Origin of the sequence: Litoreibacter roseus, from assembly GCF_009811795.1 — a bacterium.
Lineage (GTDB): Bacteria > Pseudomonadota > Alphaproteobacteria > Rhodobacterales > Rhodobacteraceae > Litoreibacter > Litoreibacter roseus.
Window position 1 is genome coordinate 579,599 of the sequence record NZ_BLJE01000001.1, and the last position, 16,101, is coordinate 595,699.

A 16,101-nucleotide genomic window follows, 5' to 3' on the forward strand; every position below is an offset into this window, starting at 1 on the left:
TAACTGATCAGAGGTTCCAAGATGCCCGATCATATCAAATTTATGCTCCGCCATGCAGGATTTGGCGCATGCGCCGCGCTCGGATTTGTCGGGCTGCTTCTTTATTTTAACGTTGGAAATCTGTGGTATCTGGTGAGCCATTCCGCCGGTGGATTTCTCGCACTTGCCGTGATGACAGTCTTTTTCATCATCACCTTCGGAAGCGTTCAAATAGGCATTGCGATCATGGGCTTGGCCGACCCTGAACAAAAAGATCCGCCTCGCGGAAAACTTCAGCCAGTGCGCGTGCCAGCCAAGTCAAGATAAGCGACGGAACCACCAACAACCGTGGGGGAGCTTATTCCCGCAGACCTGTATGTACAGGTGGGTGCCAGGTAACCGAACCAGGGTCCGGACAGAGCCAGCTCCCGCGGAATTGCTTAAGGCCACCGGAATGTAGTCCCCATTTACGTGAAGGGCAGAACCGTCCGAACTGACTTAGGCGTCACCACGGTCTAAAACAAGGCACGGAACGCCGCATCCGGTCTTCAGACTTGCATTTTGTTTACGGTTTGTTCACATTGAGCGTATGCCAGAGGATCTTTCGCCAAATGCATCGCTTCAACCGGGCCAATTGCTGGCTCGCGGTGTTTGCCGCCATCTGGTTGGCCATGGCTTTGCTTGTGTCGAGGAATTCGTCCCGGATCGCGGATTGCGCGTAGATGTGATCGCACTTGGTCCAAAAGGAGAGGTTTGGATCGTGGAGTGTAAATCCTCCCGTGCGGATTTTCAGGGGGACCAGAAATGGCAAGGCTATCTGGACTGGTGCGACAGGTATTTCTGGGCCGTCGACGAGAGCTTTCCGACAGAACTGCTGCCTGACGAAACAGGTCTTGTCATTGCAGATGCCTATGATGCCGAGATTATACGTATGGCACCCGAGGACAAACTCGCGGCACCCAGGCGGAAGGTGCTGACCCAGAAATTGGCCCGAACCGCCGCACTGCGTCTGCAAGGATGGCGTGATCCGGATTTCGCGGCCCCGTGGGGCTGACCACTGGGCGCTAGCTTTTCATGACCCGCGCACGGGCTGCAGCTGCCCGCAGTTCCTCGGCAATCTCATCGGCTTCGTCCGGGTCGAAATCCAGCGGCAAGTCCACCCCGTCTGCCTCTATATAAAGACGCACCATGCCCAGGGTCGTCGGCCCAATCTGCAAATTCGCCGCGATCTCGCTTTCCTTGTTGATGCCCGATGATTTGGCCATGAGCCGTCCTCCGATCCGTCGTCCGACCTGTCTTACCGGGAAAGGAAAGAGGGGGGAAGAGCGGGTGAAGGGAGGGGATGCTTCTGTTGGAACTCAGGAGCCATTCGCGGCTGGCTGCCAATGACCGACTTCCGTTCTCTCTAAAACAAGCCGTTTATTGCAGTCCCAGTTCGTAAAGCGTTGAGTGCAGCAACTGCGGGCGCTCGCCAAAGCGGACAACGACCATGTCGCTGTCGGGCAAAAGGTACAGCATCTGACCTCCGCGTCCCATGAAATAGGTAAAAGGACCCGCCAGCGCTTCGCCGTCGCGATCCAGAACATCATGCCTTAAATGCCATCCGTAGGCACCTTCGCGCCGCTGTGAAATGGTGAGGTCAGGCCGAATGAAGTCTTGCCACAAATCCTCAGGTAAGAACGGATCCTCAGGCTTTCCGTTGTCCAGAAGAAAGCGTCCAACGCGAATCCAGTCTTCAGCTCTAGCAAAAAGGCAGCAATAGGCCGCGACCCCCTCTGCCTTTGAATAGGTCTGCCAATCCGCACCTGCAGCCCCGGCTGGTCGCCAAATCAGATCTGAAAGAAGTTCATGCAGAGGTTGATCATAGGCGTTTTCCAGGACTGCACCCAAAAGCGCAGTGTTTATGCTTTGGTAGGCGAATTGGCCTTTTGCCAAGTGGTCAACATTGAGGTCCGGCAGGACGGTCTCGGTGCCATAGACGTGCAGCCGGGCCAATGGGCCAAAAGGCGAAAATCCTGCATCGTCCACCGACTTTGGCGGCTCGCCAGCATAAAGCAGACCCGAAGTCATGGTCAGGGCATCGAGAACGCTAGCATCCGGTGCCTCTGGGCCCAGGTAAAGCGCCAGAGGATCATCTAAAGATACAATACGTCCATCCGCCAACGCGCGGACAACAAGAGCGCCCACGAGGCTTTTGACAAGCGAAAATGAATTGAAGCGATCTGTGGGTCCAAAACCTTCGCCATAGCTTTCGAAAACCCGTGTGCCACCTTGGTCGACGAGCAACGCACGGCCAGCTGCAGCGTCGAAGCGCGTTTGTGCCGCTTTGGGAATAGCCGGAGCATTGATCGTATCTTCAACCACTATTCCATCCACATGGGCATAGCGCCTTGCCCCGGTCCAAATCTCGGCTGGAAAACCCTCCCACAGCAGAACGGGGACTTGCGGGGCAACAGAGAAAACACCGGCGATCATGGCCACAGCTGCGACGAGAGTGCCCCAGCTTCGCCAGAACGACATATTCATTTTTTGCGCCTTTCCTTTTCGCTAGGCTTGTCTGTTTCTTGGGCTAATGCCACCGTTTAGTTGTGCAGTTTATGAGCAGTTCCTCAGGATCGCAGACACTGACCGGGCCGCAGAAATTTGGAAGGATAGCCTCGAACCGGATCGCCGCTACGCTTGTGTAATAGGCGCTTCAAGCTTCCCACCCGGCCGAAATTCCCCCACACTCTGTCCATGAGCGACGATACGATCATCCTGCGTCCGTACATGCCGAACGATGCTGAATGGCTGGCGGCGCGGCATGGGGCGCTCTACGCGCAGCAAGAGGGTTTTGATGATACGTTCGCACTGCTCGTGGCTCAAATCTTGACAGATTTCGCCGAGACCCACGACCCGAAGGTCGAGCGGGGATGGGTCGCCCAACGGGGAACCGAGCGATTGGGCAGCATCTTCTGTGTCAGGCTGGATAAAAAAACCGCGAAACTCAGGCTTTTCCTGCTTGAACCGGCGGCGCGAGGGCAGGGGTTGGGGCAGCATCTGCTTGAGACCTGTTTGGATTTTGCGCGGGACGTCGGCTACGATCGGTTGACGCTTTGGACCCATCAAAGCCACCACGCAGCCTGTGCGCTCTATCGGAAGAACGGCTTTGCTTGCATCGAAGAAAAACCTGTCCATTCCTTCGGTCGGGATCTGGTCGAACAGACGTGGACGATCTCGCTTTAGAGGTCTTGCAATCACGGCCCTGCATGGGTAAATCGAAGGCCGTGCCGCCTTAGCTCAGTTGGTTAGAGCGCTTGATTGTGGATCAAGAGGTCCCTGGTTCGAGACCAGGAGGTGGTACCACCCTCACTCGATCTCTATCGTCTGGCGCAAGTCACCGGTTTCAATATCGAAAATCAGGATTTGATCATCCTCTGTGACAACCGCATACCACGTGCGCCCACGGGTAAAAGATTGGGCCGTCACGCCATTGGGCAGGGTAATCGCGTCTGGCAAAGCCAAAGTGGCGGGCTGCAGGCGGATGACAAACAGGGCAATCAGGACTAGAAGCCCTAAGATCATAACTGCGGTCAGGGTCGTCACCAAACGCCGCAGGAAACGCAGATTGGCGGGTTCCTCCGTCGGGATATCATCAAGGCCGGGGCCATCATTCATGTCGTCACACTCCCGCATCATTGAGGTGGAGATTGCAGAAAATCCGCCTGCGCGGCTTGATAAGGCATTGGCGCTCAACGTGCCAGTCGAGGCAGCGCTGAGCCGGTCACGCCTGTCGCGGCTGATCGCAGAAGGGGCCGTGTCCCTTGAAGGTCGGGTGGAGACGGATGGCAAGGCGAAAGTATCCGAAGGCCAGCGGTGGCACATCGCCGTGGCCCCTGCGGCGGAGTACGACACTCAACCGGAAGATATACCGCTAGATGTCATATACGAGGACGCATCTCTGATCGTGGTCAACAAGCCTGTCGGTATGGTTGTCCACCCTGCACCGGGCACGCCCTCTGGCACGCTCGTGAACGCGCTCTTGCACCATTGCGCGGACAGCCTGTCTGGCGTCGGGGGGGAGAAGCGACCGGGCATTGTACACCGGATCGACAAGGACACTTCAGGCCTGCTGGTCGTCGCAAAGTCCGATCTCGCCCACCATGCCCTTGCCAAGCAGTTTGAGAAACATACGGCGCAGCGCAAATACATCGCCTTGGCGTACGGAGTTCCGGACGCCGCTGATCCCAGATTGGCAGGTTTGGCGGGCGTCGGATTTGAACCAGGAAATATCCTGCGCATCACGGCCAATCTGGCACGGCACAGGACGGACCGGCAGAAACAGGCGGTCGTCAAGAATGCAGGTCGTCACGCCGTGACCCGCGCCCGCGTGATCGAGCGGTTTGGCGCCCCGGCGGTTGTGTCGCTGCTGGAATGTTGGCTTGAAACTGGCCGGACACATCAGATCCGGGTTCATCTGACGTATGCGGGCCACGGGCTTGTCGGGGATCCGGTCTACGGGGGAAGTCGCAAGCTGCCAAAGACCGCCTTGAGTGACGCGGCTCAGGCTGCCTTGATAGGATTCAACAGACAGGCGCTCCATGCGGCGACACTGGGTTTCACACACCCGGAAAGCGGTGAATTCATGGAATTTGAGGCCCCGATTCCGCATGATCTCGAACAGTTGATGAACCTTTTGCGCTAGGAAGCGTTAGGAAATTAACGTGATTATGCCCGCCGCATTTACGCAAATGTCCAACATTTGCGCTGTTTGAGCGGTCTGCACACTATCTGTGCGGCCTCAAATCTTGCAGCTGAACCGATCAGTTTATATGTTGTAACAAACGTTATTGGAGGGGAGCTACATGGCAACCTATACAAATCTGCCTGCACCAAGCCCTGAACAAGGCTTGAATCGCTATATGCAGGAAATCCGCAAGTTTCCGATGCTTGAGCCGGAAGAAGAGTACATGCTGGCAAAAGCATGGGTCGAAAACGAAGATACCGAATCCGCGCACAAGCTGGTGACATCACACCTGCGTTTGGCAGCAAAGATCGCAATGGGATACCGTGGCTACGGTCTTCCGCAAGCCGAGGTAATTTCCGAGGCGAATGTTGGTTTGATGCAGGCGGTCAAGAAATTCGACCCTGAAAAGGGCTTCCGTCTGGCGACCTATGCGATGTGGTGGATCCGCGCATCCATTCAGGAATATGTGTTGCGGTCATGGTCGATGGTGAAGCTGGGCACGACCAGTGCGCAAAAGAAGCTGTTCTTCAACCTGCGGAAGGCCAAGAACCGGATCGGTGCGTTGGAAGACGGTGATTTGCGTCCGGAGCACGTCCAACGCATTGCGAACGATCTGAACGTTACTGAGGATGAAGTCATCTCAATGAACCGTCGCATGTCCGGCGGGGATGCATCATTGAACGCGGTGATCTCGGCAGACGGCGAGGGCGCCACCCAGTGGCAGGACTGGCTGGAGGACGAAGACGCTGATCAGGCCGCAGATTATGAAGCAAAGGACGAGCTGGAAGCACGCCGGGAGCTTCTCAGCGAAGCGATGGACGTGCTGAATGATCGCGAAAAGGACATTCTTGTCCAACGTCGCCTGAAGGACCAAGTCGTAACGCTTGAGGAACTGTCGGGTCAGTATGACGTCAGCCGGGAGCGTATTCGGCAAATCGAGGTGCGTGCGTTTGAGAAACTTCAGTCTCGCATGCAGGAGCTTGCGAAAGCTAAGGACATGCTGACTACCGCATAGACCTAACCCAAGATTTAACAAAGAGACCTGCCTTACGGCGGGTCTTTTTTATTCCGCTTTGCCAAAGTGTGCTATCGGGCGTCCGCTTTGCGGGTGTGGGTTCAATTGATCGCCGCAACACAGGCTTCAAATTTCTCGGCTGGGGTCTGGTATTGCAAGGTCTTTCGTGGCCGTTCATTGAGTTGGCGGGCCACGGCGCTGAGTTTGGCTTGACTATAGGCCGACATATCGATGCCGCGCGGGAAGTACTGGCGCAGAAGCCGGTTGGTGTTTTCGTTGCTGCCACGTTGCCATGGGCTTTGCGGATCACAGAAGAAGACGTCGATCTTGGTGGCCATGGTGAACCTCGCATGGCCGGTCATCTCCGAGCCACGATCCCAAGTCAGCGACCGATAGAGCTCTTTGGGGAGTTTTCGCGCCTGCTTGATCAGGGCGGTGATGACGCTCTGCGTATCCTTGTTGGCAACCTTCGCCAGCATCACAAACCGGGAATGACGCTCAACCAGCGTGGCGATATAGCTGTTGTTGGCTCCGACGATCAGATCGCCTTCCCAATGACCCGGCACCGCGCGGTCCTCAATCTCGGGCGGTCGTTCACTGATCGGCACCGCATCCTTGATCTTTCGTAGTTTCAAACCCTTTTGCGTTGCATGGCGGGACCTGCGGATGGCGCGCGGGATACGCAGGCATTGCTGAAGCTCCTTCTTAAGAACACCCCGCGTCTGCACATAAAGGCTGCGATAGATCGTTTCGTGCGACACGCGCTCTTGCTCTTGGTCGGGGTGCCAGCGCCTAAGCCATCCCGCAATTTGCTGAGGCGACCACTTCGACCGCAGCTTTCGGGCAATGAACCGGCACAAGGGTTCGTTGAACGAGAGCTTACAGGCTTTGGGCCGCCTTGCGCAGTCCCACGCGCGCTGATCCGACAGTGCCGCGCGATAGGTCTTACACCCGCCGTTCCTGCGAACTTCCCGGCTGATGGTCGAGGGGGCACGTTTGAGGTCGCGTGCAATAGACCGCAAGGAACGATCCACGGCCAATCCGCGGGAGATTTCTTCGCGCTCCTCAAGGCTCAATACCAGATGAGACCGGGTGCGCGCAGGCGGGCGAATGCCACCCGTCAAAGCCAGATGCGGAAAGATCGACGACGAAGCCCGATTAAACCTGCGGCCAATGGAACTCAGCGACTCGCCACGTTGCCACCGATCCCACATCTCGGATTTCTGCTTGTCCGTGTAGAACGTCCTCGTCCGATACTTCATCTTCAACACTCCATCTTTCTCAAAAGATTAAAGTGTTGCGACCACCCGTTGAATCCTCAGGGACGGAGCTGCCGTTGGGAAAATTAGCGATGTCGGTTTATCGTGAAACGAAACCGAGGAGATCCGACGCATGATCGAAAGAACAAATCCCACTACCCTGAGCGCTTCAGTTGACTACGGCTATTCTCAACTAACAGCGATCTCGGCTACATCGAAGATTGTTTTCGTGTCAGGTCAGCTAGGTGATTTCGCGGACGGGCAAAAGGCAGAAGGCTTTGAGAAACAGGTTGGAAGGTCTTTTGAGAACTTGCGATTAGCTTTGGAGGCTGTCGGCAGTGGCCCAGAAAAGGTCGTAAAGGTGACGATCTTAGTTGTGGGCCATACCGAGGATCGCCTAGCCATAGTTTCTGAGCATCGTCGCAGATTTTTCGGTGACGCCCGACCCGCCAGCACGCTTATTCCAGTCCAAAGGCTTGCAGGCGATTGGATGGAGTTCGAAATCGACGCCGTCGCAGTGGTGTGATCTACACAAGGGGCTCATTGCGGTCATCGGACATTTTTCGTCAGACGAAATGAAGCTGTGACTGCTTCAAATGACGGCTAAGCGGACAAAGCGGACCTGTGCCGCCGGGCCGCAAAGGTCCGCTTTCAACAGTTCGTTGGGTGAACGGTCCTTTCGTTATGAGGGACAACGACCTTGGCTGGATCGCCTGCACGTCGATTTGGTTAGTGAGGTTGTGTTGAGGCCCAAAGCAGTTCGGCCCCGCCATGGATGCCGCGTAACATGTGACGCGCGACTGTTGGCTCGGTACGCAGGAGGGGCAGCATGACCGAAGCCGGGACGAACATCATGTGGCTCGGCGTGTCTGCCCAAACATCTGCGGGTGCTATGGCATCGATGGCGGGGACACCGCCATGCCAAGACCCGGGTCTGTCATCCACCCAGACAACGGGGGTCTCCACGCCGGGCAAATGCCGGTGCATCGTCCAACTGCCCTCCAGCAGGAAGGTGAATCCGTGCGGTGGGCGATCCCGATCCAGAGCTTTCTCGCCTGTCTGGGCGGTCATCAATCTGCTGGCTGTGATCAGCGTATCAAAGGCCTGCTCTGAAAGTTGCGCGAAGATGGGGAGCGCTCTGGCCGCACGTTGGGCCTCATCCGGCCAAGAGATGGTCTTTATACTCATCGCATGGCCACCGGGTTGATCCAGGAACTGGATGCGCCGACAAAGGGCAGGGGCGCCGCGATGAACGCAAACTCTGACCAGCCACCGACCACCAGTCGTTCGGTGGCGATGTTTTCCAGGATGTGCACGCCGTTTTGGGCCAGCAGGATCTGGTGCACTGGATAGAGAATGCCCGGCTTTTCATGGGGCACGGCCTCCATCGAGCCACTGTCGCCCCCGACGGCGACCACGCCGCGCTCAACCAGCCAACGCGCCGCATCCATGCCGGGGCCGGGCTGGCCGGAGAGGAACAGCTCTCGCTCGCCTTCATCCAGTAGGGTGCGGTGGCCGGTGTGGAAGATCACGACGTCGCCGGACCGGATGTCGTTGATGCCCTGCCGTGCCATTGCCGCCTGAATGTCCTCGACCGTGATGACGTAACCGATCTCGAGCCGATCGACACCTTTCAGCCCGGGAATGTCGAGGAGGAGGCCTCTTGTGATGATCGGTGGCGTGTTTTCAACCCCGAGGCGGGCGAGACCTGCGGGATCTTGAATGTCTACGCCACGATTGCCGTTGAAGAAGACGCCATCCACGCCAAAATGCGCGAGCCCGTCAATCTGCGTACCGGTGTTCACCGGGCCAAAGATGATGTCTTCGTTGTTGGAATAGTTGGTGCCGCCATTCGTGCCGACAATCACCTCGAACCGACGCCAACCATAAGCAGGTGTGTCGCGGTCGAGCGGGATGCCGAGGCTGAGGACCTCGCCGGTTTGCACCAGCGACAGGGCAGAGAGCACGGTATCCTGTGTCAGCAGGTTGGCTGCGCCTCTTTGATCGTCTGCGCCATAGGGGCTGCTGAGCGTTTCAGGATCGACGACCCAGCGTTCGTCCTGGGTCTGCGCCAAGGCTGTGCCGCCGGTGATGGCCATCAGAAGTGCTGTTGTTGTAAGAAAGCGTTTCATAGGTTCATTCCTTTTTGAGTCATTTGGATGAAAGGGGTGCATAAAGTTCGACAAAGCGCCCGCTGGGGTCGCGAATGAGAACGATCTCGACGCCATAGTCGGCGCGTGTCACGCGGTAGTCCGGTGTCACGCCATGGGTGGCGAGGTGGGCCAGCACCGGCTCAAGGTCAGCGACCATGAAGCCGACATGCTTGTAGCCTGCTGTGCTGTAGTCGGCGGCGATGTCTTCCGGCGCACCCGGATCAACCGGGCTGCCGCCGCCGACAAGCTCAATGTGAAATCCACCCGATATGTGCAGGAAGGCAATCTCGATCTCGGGGTCGAGCGCTGGAACGGCTGAACGCCGCACCTCTCGCGCACCGAAGAGGTCGGTCCACCATGTGACAGCCTCCTCAAGATCGGCGACGCGCATCGCCACGTGATTGCCGCGGTATTGCAAACCAATGGCCGTCTCGGCGGGGGTTGCGGGAGGTGTTTCGGCTCGGACAGGTCCGGCTAGCGCCGTGGCTGCCATCAAAGCAAGAATCAAGCGTCTCATTGGCTGATCCCCGCTGCTTTTTCAAAGACATACCAATTGCCTTCATTCCAGGTGATATGCTGGATCATCTTGCGGATTTTCCAGCCATGCTCGGTGCGGACCAGCCAGTTGTCGTAGTAGCCAACCATGGTCTGCACTGCGCCCCCGCAGGTGTTGGGCAGGTGATGGGAGGCATTCAGCAAAGAACGAACGTAGGCCTCATCCCCGTCAATCTCGATGATCAACGGCATGGCGATATGCTGTGTGCCTTCGAGATTGGCAAAGAAGGGCTGCACAGCCGATACCCAATCATCCGCCTGCATCGTCACCAGCCCGTCGCCAATGGAGGCAGAGAAATCCATCTCGATTTCATCGGTGAAGACCGAGCGGTGTAGGACCCAATCCTGCATGTCGAAGGCGAGGCCGTAATTGACGATGACCTGTCCGATTTCCTCTCGGTCAACCAGCATCTGCAGCTGCGCCTCTGGGGACGGATAGGCTGGTGTTGGACCAGTAATCGCGGTGGCCAGCGCAATCGCACCTGCCAGTGCGGACAGTTTGATTGCATCAGGCTTGACGTGTTTCGCTTTGAACATGAGAAATCTCCTTGAAAGGGGGCCTGCCCCAGCTTCCAGCCGGGGCAGGTGGGTATCGCGGCTAGCGCGTGGCAAAAGCCCCGTTGATCCAGATGGTTTGGCCATTCACCCACCGTCCTTCGGGCGAGGCGAGGAACCGCACGAGCGGGACGACGTCTTCGATCGTACCAAGTCGATTTTCCACGGACCGGCCTTCGAGATAGGCCACCGATTGAGGTGTCTCAGCGGCATGGAAAAACGGCGTATCGATTGGGCCAGGAGCAACGGTGTTCACGGTGATTCCGCGGCCCTTATGCTCTTGCGCAAGCATCCGCGTGTATTCCTCGACAGGTGCTTTGGTCGCGGCATAGAGCGCATATTGCGGCGCTTGCGCGGCCAGCAACGTGGTGCCGATATTGATGATCCGACCTCCGTCGTGGAGGCGCGCGGACGCTTCGCGCAACGACCAGAACAGTGCACGATTGTTGACGTTATCGAGTTCTTCGAACTCGGTATCCGTCACCTCGGCAAAGGGCTTTTTGAGCACTTTGCCCGCATTATTGACGACCACGTCGACGCCGCCGAATTCAGTCTCTGCCAAATCGTACATGCGACGCACGTTCTCGGACTGGCCCAGATCGCCCGCGGTCAGAACCGCACGTAAGCCGGTCTCGCGCACCAATCGTGCCGTCTCTTCGGCCTGATTGCGGGTCTCTTCACGGTAGTAATGCACAACGACGTCAGCACCCATTTCGCCAAGGGCGACGGCAAAGGCGCGACCCATGTTGTTGCGTGCGCCGGAGACAATGGCTGCTTTGCCTGCAAGAGGTTTGGCAGTTGCAGTTGCCGCGCGCACCGATGCGGCGGTCAGACCGGCGGCGGCGATGCCACCCGCGCCAAGGCCCAGCATTGCGTTGCGGCGGGAGATCGAGTTGGTAGACATAATAACTTCCTTTTCGGTTTCGTGTTGAGTTGAGGGTGATGAGTGGTCAGACGGCGGCCTGGGAAAAGACCGTCGATGCCGACAGAGTCTTCCAGCGGTCGATATCGCCTTTGATTTGATCGAGTTTCTTCGACATCACGCCAACGGCGTCTTGCCCAAGGGCGAGGTGCAACGGCGGGTCCTCGGCTTCGACGATCTGCAATATGGCCTGCGCGGCCTTTTCCGGATTGTTGGGCTGTTTGCCGTCGAGTCCGCCGATGAACCCCCGGAACTTGCCTGCGGGCGTCTCGGCGTATTCAACCATTTCCGCGTCCGTGAACCGTAACGAGCCTGCCGCAAACTTGGTACGGAAAATGCCCAGTGTCAGGATCGTGGTCCGAATGCCAAAGCTCGCCACTTCCTGCGCCAGGGCCTCGCTCATGACATCCGCGGCGGCTTTGGCGGCAGAGTAAACGCCGAGCCCCGGGAAGCCAGTAAAGCCGCCAACGGCCGAGAATGTGAGAATGTGACCCGATTTCTGCTTGCGGAGCACCGGCAGTGCCGCCTGAATCACATTAAACTGTCCGAAGAAGTTCAGGTCGAAGATCGAGCGCGCTTCGGCTTCGCTGGTTTCCTCGACAGCGCCCACAGTACCTGCGCCCGCATTGTTCGCGATAACATCGATACGGCCAAAAGTGGCCACCGTGTCACTGACAGCCTGTTCAACACTGTCGCGGTCGGTCACATCGGCGATCAGCGCCTTGGCCCGACCTGGAGCCAGCGCCTCGAACGCGGCGATCTGATCAGTGTTGCGAAGCGTCCCCGCCACGCTTTCTCCTGCGGCCAAAACTGTTTCTGCGAGCGCGCGGCCAATGCCGCTGGATACGCCGGTGATGAAGAAAACCTTGTTGGTCATTTGTTTAACTCCGTTGATGCGCGGAGCGGCTGCCCCGTCTGATGCATTGGAACATAAAGGTTGCGGAAAAAACGGATATCTATTGAGATGGCATCTTTAAGATGCGATTATTGCATCTATGAAATCGAATCTCGACGACTTGCACCTCTTCTGCCGAATTGTGGAAACCGGAGCCCTGCGCGCTGCCGCCGCCGAAATTGGGACGGACCCATCCAACGTTTCACGGCGCCTGTCGGGTCTTGAGGAACGATTGGGAGTCCAGCTGATTGCACGATCACGGGCGCGATCGACTACGACGGATGCTGGTCGAACATATTACGACCAGCTCAAGCCGTTGCTCGAAAGGATGGAGGCGCTGGAGGACGATGTTTCCGGAGCCGCGAACGACCCACGCGGTACATTGCGCATATCCGCTCCAATCGATTTCGGCACTCAGTACATTGGCCCGTGGTTGCGCGAACTGGCGTCACAATCGCCACGCCTATCGGTCGATTTGATTGTGAGTGACAGCTATGTGGATTTTGAGGGCGAGGGGTTGGATATCGCAATCCGGATCGGGCAGCTTTCAGACAGCGCCCTGATGGCACGGCGCATCGGGGCGATGCCACTAGCCGTCGTTGGCGCCCCGAAATACCTTAAAGAGCGCGGTACGCCCCAGACACCAGATGATCTGACCGCGCATGACTTCATTCTCTACTCCGGGCTCAGGGCAGGAGCCAAGCTTTTGCTGACGCATAGGGATGGGATCGAAAAGCAAGTTGTGACGCCTTCGCGATTCAGTGTGAACAACCTTGGCGGCGTGGGCCGCATAGTCTTGGCGGGTGGCGGACTTCATGCTGGACCCACATGGTTTTTTTCCGAAGCGTTGGACAGCGGTGACCTCATCAATGTTCTGCCAGACTGGGCACCACCCACCTATCCAGTCTATGCGCTTTACGCACCGGGTGCCTACGTGCCGGCCAAGATCCGTCGGTTCATAGACCTTGCGGCAATCCGCATGCGCAGCACCAACGGAATCATCGCTTAGCCGTATAGATGTATGCTCTTATCGCTCGAGCATGGTGTGTAAGATGCCGACCTATAGAGGTAATCTGATGGTAAAATCTGCTTTCAAATGTAAGACAGCGAGAGAAAGAACTACCATTTCTTAATCCGAAAAGCTACCATTCGTTCACATTGCAGCATCAGTCATTTTGGGCTCCCAGCAGCCGCTCCCCGGAGATGATTGTGGGGCTAAAGTACTGCGAAATCTATCCCAGCAAGGGTGTCGCTTCCCTTGGAAGTCCACACAGGACCGCTTCATGATGGGGTCGTAAGGAGAGGTGATCACGAGGCGCGCTATTTCACGGACAGCAGGCCCGTGGAAAAAGAAAAAGACCCCACGCGGTGGCGCAGGGTCTTCGAAGTTTTCGAAAGAAAGTTTACTTCTTGGCTGAGCGGCGACGTGCGATGCCAAAGCCAGCCAAGGCAGTTGCAAGCAGCAGACCACCCGCAGGCAGTGGAACCACCTCGATGGAGTCGATGCCAGTTGCGGTGACGCTGAAGTCTGCACCAACGCCCTGTGTGTTCAGCGATACGACGAAGAACGAGTAGACGCCGGTATCTGTCGCCGTGAACGTGAAGCGTGGATCGCCCCATGGGCCGTTGAACGCATCTTGTTCCGTGTCGTCTTCACGGTCGATGAATGTCAGGCCAGCAAGTGGTGTGACGGTCCCGTAGTTCCCGCTGCGCGTTCCGAAATCGCTTCCAGTGACGTCGCCAAGGTAAAGCTCAGCAGCCAGATCAGGCCGGCGCTCTTCACGGTTGATGTCGATGTCGATTGTCTGACCGGCGGTGGCATAGAACGTGAACCAGTTGGCATCGTTCAGAAGACCGCTGTCGTCTTCAATGTTAACGGTTGCGTTGACGGTTCCGTCGCCAAGCAAGCCCGTCGGGCTGATAGTAGCAGCAGAAGCAAAACCCGCCCCGAACAGGACAGGCGCAACTGCGAGGGCGGCAAGTAGTTTATTCACCAGACTCTCCAAAATTACAAACGTCGCCCCCAACCTTGATGCAGTTAATCAAAGGTAAAGGTGGCACTTGCGTGACGGACCCGTGACGCGGACTGGGCCTTACGCTTTCAACGCGGCGAAAATGGAAAAAGTCTGTTTCCGAACTGCGGTGTGATCTCAGTCCTCCATCGCCTCCAATTCGTCGATCATGCCGGAAATCATGCTAAGCCCCTTGTCCCAGAATTTCGGATCGGAGGCGTCCAGTCCAAACGGTGCCAAAAGCTCCTTGTGGTGCTTTGAGCCACCCGCTCGCAACATTTCGAAATACTTTTTCTGGAAGTCGTCGCCGCCTTCTTCGTAGACCGCATATAGCGCATTCACGAGCCCGTCGCCGAATGCGTAGGCATAAACGTAGAAGGGCGAATGGACGAAGTGGGGGATGTAGGCCCAGAACGTCTCGTAGCCGTCCATGAACTCAAATGCCGGGCCAAGGCTCTCGCCCTGCACGCTCATCCAGAGCGCGTTGATGTCGTCCGGCGTCAACTCGCCATTGCCACGAGCCTCGTGCAGCTTGCATTCGAAATCGTAAAACGCGATCTGGCGCACGACCGTGTTGATCATGTCCTCAACCTTGCCCGCCAGCAGAACCTTGCGCTGAGCGTCTGTCTCAGCGCCATCCAGCATCTTACGGAAGGTCAGCATCTCGCCGAACACGCTGGCCGTCTCGGCAAGGGTCAACGGGGTGGAACTGAGCAGTTCACCTTGGCCTGCTGCAAGAACCTGATGGACGCCGTGGCCCAGTTCATGGGCCAGTGTCATCACATCGCGGGGTTTGCCCAGATAGTTGAGCATTACATAGGGATGGACGTCACTGACTGTTGGATGCGCAAATGCACCGGGCGCCTTACCGGGTTTCACCGCCGCATCAATCCAGCCCTTGTCGAAGAACGGTTGGGCAATCTCCGCCATTTCGGGGGAGAAGTCGGAATACGCATCTAAAACGGTCTTCTGTGCGCTGCTCCAGTCCACCACTGTCGGGTCTTCCATAGGCAGGGGCGCATTACGGTCCCAGACCTGCAGCTTGTCCAGCCCAAGCCATTTGCGCTTCAACTCATAGTACCGGTGGCTCAGTTTGGGGTAAGCGGCCACGACTGCGTTGCGCAGGGCCTCCACCACTTCTGGTTCCACGTGGTTGGACAGATGGCGGCCTGTTTGCGGCGTCGGCATCCCGCGCCAGCGGTCTTCAATCTCTTTCTCTTTCGCGAGCGTGTTGTGAACGCGGGAGAAAAGCTTCACGTTCTCACCGAAAACATCCGCCAGCGCCCGCGCGCCTGCTTCCCGCTTTTCGCGGTCGGCGTCCGTCAGCAGGTTCAAGGTGCCTTCGATGTTTAGCGTCTCGCCGTCTACGTCAAATTCCAGACCGGCGATCGTTTCGTCAAACAGTCTGTTCCACGCCGCAGATCCTACGGTGGACTGGTCGTGCAGAAACTTCTCCAACTCATCGGACAGCTGATAGGGCTTCATCGCGCGCAGCCGCTCGAAAATTGGCTTGTAGCGCGCCAGATCCCCGTTCTCCGCAAACAGCGCGTCCAGCGCCCCGTCGTCGATCCGGTTGATCTCAAGTGAGAAAAACACGAGCGGCGTCGTGAAGGTGGTGATCTTGTCCTGATGATCAGCCATGAACTTGGCGCGGTCAGCGTCGGTCGTGTTCTGATAGTAGCGCAGGCCCGCGAACGACATGATCCGACCCGCGATTAGGTCGATCTTCTCATAGCGCAACACGCAGTCCAGCATTCCGGACGCATCCAAATTCGCCAGCTTGCCTTCATAGTCCGTCGCGAAATCCGCGCAGGCTTTCTCCAACCAGTCCATGTCACGCTTGAGTTCTTTGGCATCGGGCGCGGTATAGAGATCGCTCAGGTCCCATTCCGGCAGGTCACCAAACGCGCCGCCGCCCTCCTGAGCATCACGAAGCAAGGTCGGCAAGGTCGGGCGGAAGGGGTGATGCATTGGAATGTCCTTTTGAACTGGTTTTACAGAAGGTAAGGCCCCCTGCGGGGAGCCTCAAG

The 16,101-nt window shown here is 57.4% G+C and carries 19 protein-coding genes, 1 tRNA gene and 1 other RNA gene; 8 read left to right on the forward strand and 13 right to left on the reverse strand.

All coding sequences use genetic code 11. The annotated features are described in order from the left end of the window. The first annotated feature begins 21 nt into the window (after positions 1-21). On the forward strand, positions 22-306 hold the full coding sequence (locus KIN_RS02890; RefSeq protein WP_159804444.1) for a hypothetical protein: 285 nt from the start codon (positions 22-24) through the stop codon (positions 304-306). Positions 307-308: 2 nt separating this feature from the next. Here the strand turns inward: KIN_RS02890 and ssrS are convergent. After that, a non-coding RNA gene (gene ssrS / locus KIN_RS22800) (6S RNA) lies at positions 309-467 on the reverse strand. A gap of 101 nt (positions 468-568) precedes the next feature. On the opposite strand from ssrS, the gene KIN_RS02895 reads away from it, so the two are divergent. Further along, positions 569-1,033: an MmcB family DNA repair protein gene (locus KIN_RS02895; RefSeq protein ID WP_159804445.1), complete on the forward strand. Its 465-nt coding sequence runs from the start codon at positions 569-571 to the stop codon at positions 1,031-1,033. A gap of 10 nt (positions 1,034-1,043) precedes the next feature. Here the strand turns inward: KIN_RS02895 and KIN_RS02900 are convergent, their stop codons facing one another. Beyond that, complete coding sequence (locus KIN_RS02900; protein ID WP_159804446.1) at positions 1,044-1,244, reverse strand: DUF6324 family protein; 201 nt, start codon at positions 1,242-1,244, stop codon at positions 1,044-1,046. Between the two features lie 154 nt (positions 1,245-1,398). Continuing rightward, positions 1,399-2,505 (reverse strand): serine hydrolase domain-containing protein, encoded by a 1,107-nt coding sequence (locus KIN_RS02905; protein ID WP_159804447.1) that lies wholly within the window; start codon positions 2,503-2,505, stop codon positions 1,399-1,401. A 210-nt stretch (positions 2,506-2,715) separates the two neighbouring features. Here KIN_RS02905 and KIN_RS02910 point away from each other — a divergent pair, with 210 nt between their 5' ends. Together KIN_RS02910 and KIN_RS02915 are read left to right on the forward strand one after the other, a co-directional pair. Then, the gene (locus tag KIN_RS02910) at positions 2,716-3,204 is read left to right on the forward strand and encodes a GNAT family N-acetyltransferase (protein WP_159804448.1); all 489 of its coding nucleotides are present in this window, start codon (positions 2,716-2,718) and stop codon (positions 3,202-3,204) included. Positions 3,205-3,247: 43 nt separating this feature from the next. After that, positions 3,248-3,324: transfer RNA gene (locus KIN_RS02915), tRNA-His, on the forward strand. A gap of 3 nt (positions 3,325-3,327) precedes the next feature. Here the strand turns inward: KIN_RS02915 and KIN_RS02920 are convergent. Next, on the reverse strand, positions 3,328-3,636 hold the full coding sequence (locus tag KIN_RS02920; protein ID WP_159804449.1) for a DUF6476 family protein: 309 nt from the start codon (positions 3,634-3,636) through the stop codon (positions 3,328-3,330). On the opposite strand from KIN_RS02920, the gene KIN_RS02925 reads away from it, so the two are divergent. Together KIN_RS02925 and rpoH are read left to right on the forward strand one after the other, a co-directional pair. Next, the gene (locus tag KIN_RS02925; RefSeq protein ID WP_159804450.1) at positions 3,635-4,663 is read left to right on the forward strand and encodes an RluA family pseudouridine synthase; all 1,029 of its coding nucleotides are present in this window, start codon (positions 3,635-3,637) and stop codon (positions 4,661-4,663) included. The genes KIN_RS02920 and KIN_RS02925 overlap by 2 nt on opposite strands. Before the next feature lie 160 nt (positions 4,664-4,823). Beyond that, positions 4,824-5,720 carry an RNA polymerase sigma factor RpoH gene (gene rpoH / locus KIN_RS02930; protein ID WP_159804451.1) on the forward strand — a complete coding sequence of 299 codons (897 nt, stop codon included), beginning with the start codon at positions 4,824-4,826 and terminating at the stop codon, positions 5,718-5,720. A 101-nt stretch (positions 5,721-5,821) separates the two neighbouring features. On the opposite strand, the gene KIN_RS02935 is transcribed toward rpoH, so the two are convergent. Next, positions 5,822-6,982: an IS30 family transposase gene (locus KIN_RS02935; protein WP_159804452.1), complete on the reverse strand. Its 1,161-nt coding sequence runs from the start codon at positions 6,980-6,982 to the stop codon at positions 5,822-5,824. A gap of 130 nt (positions 6,983-7,112) precedes the next feature. Between KIN_RS02935 and KIN_RS02940 the strand changes: the two genes are divergently transcribed. Beyond that, positions 7,113-7,505: a RidA family protein gene (locus KIN_RS02940; protein ID WP_159804453.1), complete on the forward strand. Its 393-nt coding sequence runs from the start codon at positions 7,113-7,115 to the stop codon at positions 7,503-7,505. A gap of 203 nt (positions 7,506-7,708) precedes the next feature. Here KIN_RS02940 and KIN_RS02945 read toward each other — a convergent pair whose 3' ends face one another. The 6 genes from KIN_RS02945 to KIN_RS02970 all read right to left on the reverse strand — a co-directional run bounded on the left by KIN_RS02945 (position 7,709) and on the right by KIN_RS02970 (position 12,041). Continuing rightward, a complete protein-coding gene (locus KIN_RS02945) occupies positions 7,709-8,167 on the reverse strand; it encodes a cyclic nucleotide-binding domain-containing protein (RefSeq protein WP_159804454.1) in 459 nt (152 codons plus the stop codon). After that, positions 8,164-9,111 (reverse strand): cyclase family protein, encoded by a 948-nt coding sequence (locus KIN_RS02950; protein ID WP_159804455.1) that lies wholly within the window; start codon positions 9,109-9,111, stop codon positions 8,164-8,166. The genes KIN_RS02945 and KIN_RS02950 overlap by 4 nt, the downstream gene beginning before the upstream one ends. A 19-nt stretch (positions 9,112-9,130) precedes the next feature. Beyond that, the gene (locus KIN_RS02955; RefSeq protein WP_159805321.1) at positions 9,131-9,649 is read right to left on the reverse strand and encodes a VOC family protein; all 519 of its coding nucleotides are present in this window, start codon (positions 9,647-9,649) and stop codon (positions 9,131-9,133) included. Further along, complete coding sequence (locus KIN_RS02960) at positions 9,646-10,224, reverse strand: nuclear transport factor 2 family protein (protein WP_159804456.1); 579 nt, start codon at positions 10,222-10,224, stop codon at positions 9,646-9,648. Before KIN_RS02960 ends, KIN_RS02955 begins: the two co-directional genes overlap by 4 nt. 61 nt (positions 10,225-10,285) lie before the next feature. Then, positions 10,286-11,146 carry an SDR family oxidoreductase gene (locus tag KIN_RS02965; protein WP_159804457.1) on the reverse strand — a complete coding sequence of 287 codons (861 nt, stop codon included), beginning with the start codon at positions 11,144-11,146 and terminating at the stop codon, positions 10,286-10,288. Positions 11,147-11,192: 46 nt separating this feature from the next. Beyond that, the gene (locus tag KIN_RS02970; protein WP_159804458.1) at positions 11,193-12,041 is read right to left on the reverse strand and encodes an oxidoreductase; all 849 of its coding nucleotides are present in this window, start codon (positions 12,039-12,041) and stop codon (positions 11,193-11,195) included. 118 nt (positions 12,042-12,159) lie between these two features. Between KIN_RS02970 and KIN_RS02975 the strand changes: the two genes are divergently transcribed. Beyond that, positions 12,160-13,068, forward strand: coding sequence for a LysR family transcriptional regulator (locus KIN_RS02975; protein WP_159804459.1), 909 nt, complete (start codon positions 12,160-12,162; stop codon positions 13,066-13,068). A 394-nt stretch (positions 13,069-13,462) separates the two neighbouring features. Here KIN_RS02975 and KIN_RS02980 read toward each other — a convergent pair whose 3' ends face one another. Together KIN_RS02980 and KIN_RS02985 are read right to left on the reverse strand one after the other, a co-directional pair. After that, positions 13,463-14,053 carry a VPLPA-CTERM sorting domain-containing protein gene (locus tag KIN_RS02980; RefSeq protein WP_159804460.1) on the reverse strand — a complete coding sequence of 197 codons (591 nt, stop codon included), beginning with the start codon at positions 14,051-14,053 and terminating at the stop codon, positions 13,463-13,465. A 156-nt stretch (positions 14,054-14,209) separates the two neighbouring features. Beyond that, a complete protein-coding gene (locus KIN_RS02985; protein WP_159804461.1) occupies positions 14,210-16,042 on the reverse strand; it encodes a M3 family oligoendopeptidase in 1,833 nt (610 codons plus the stop codon). Positions 16,043-16,101 lie beyond the last annotated feature (59 nt).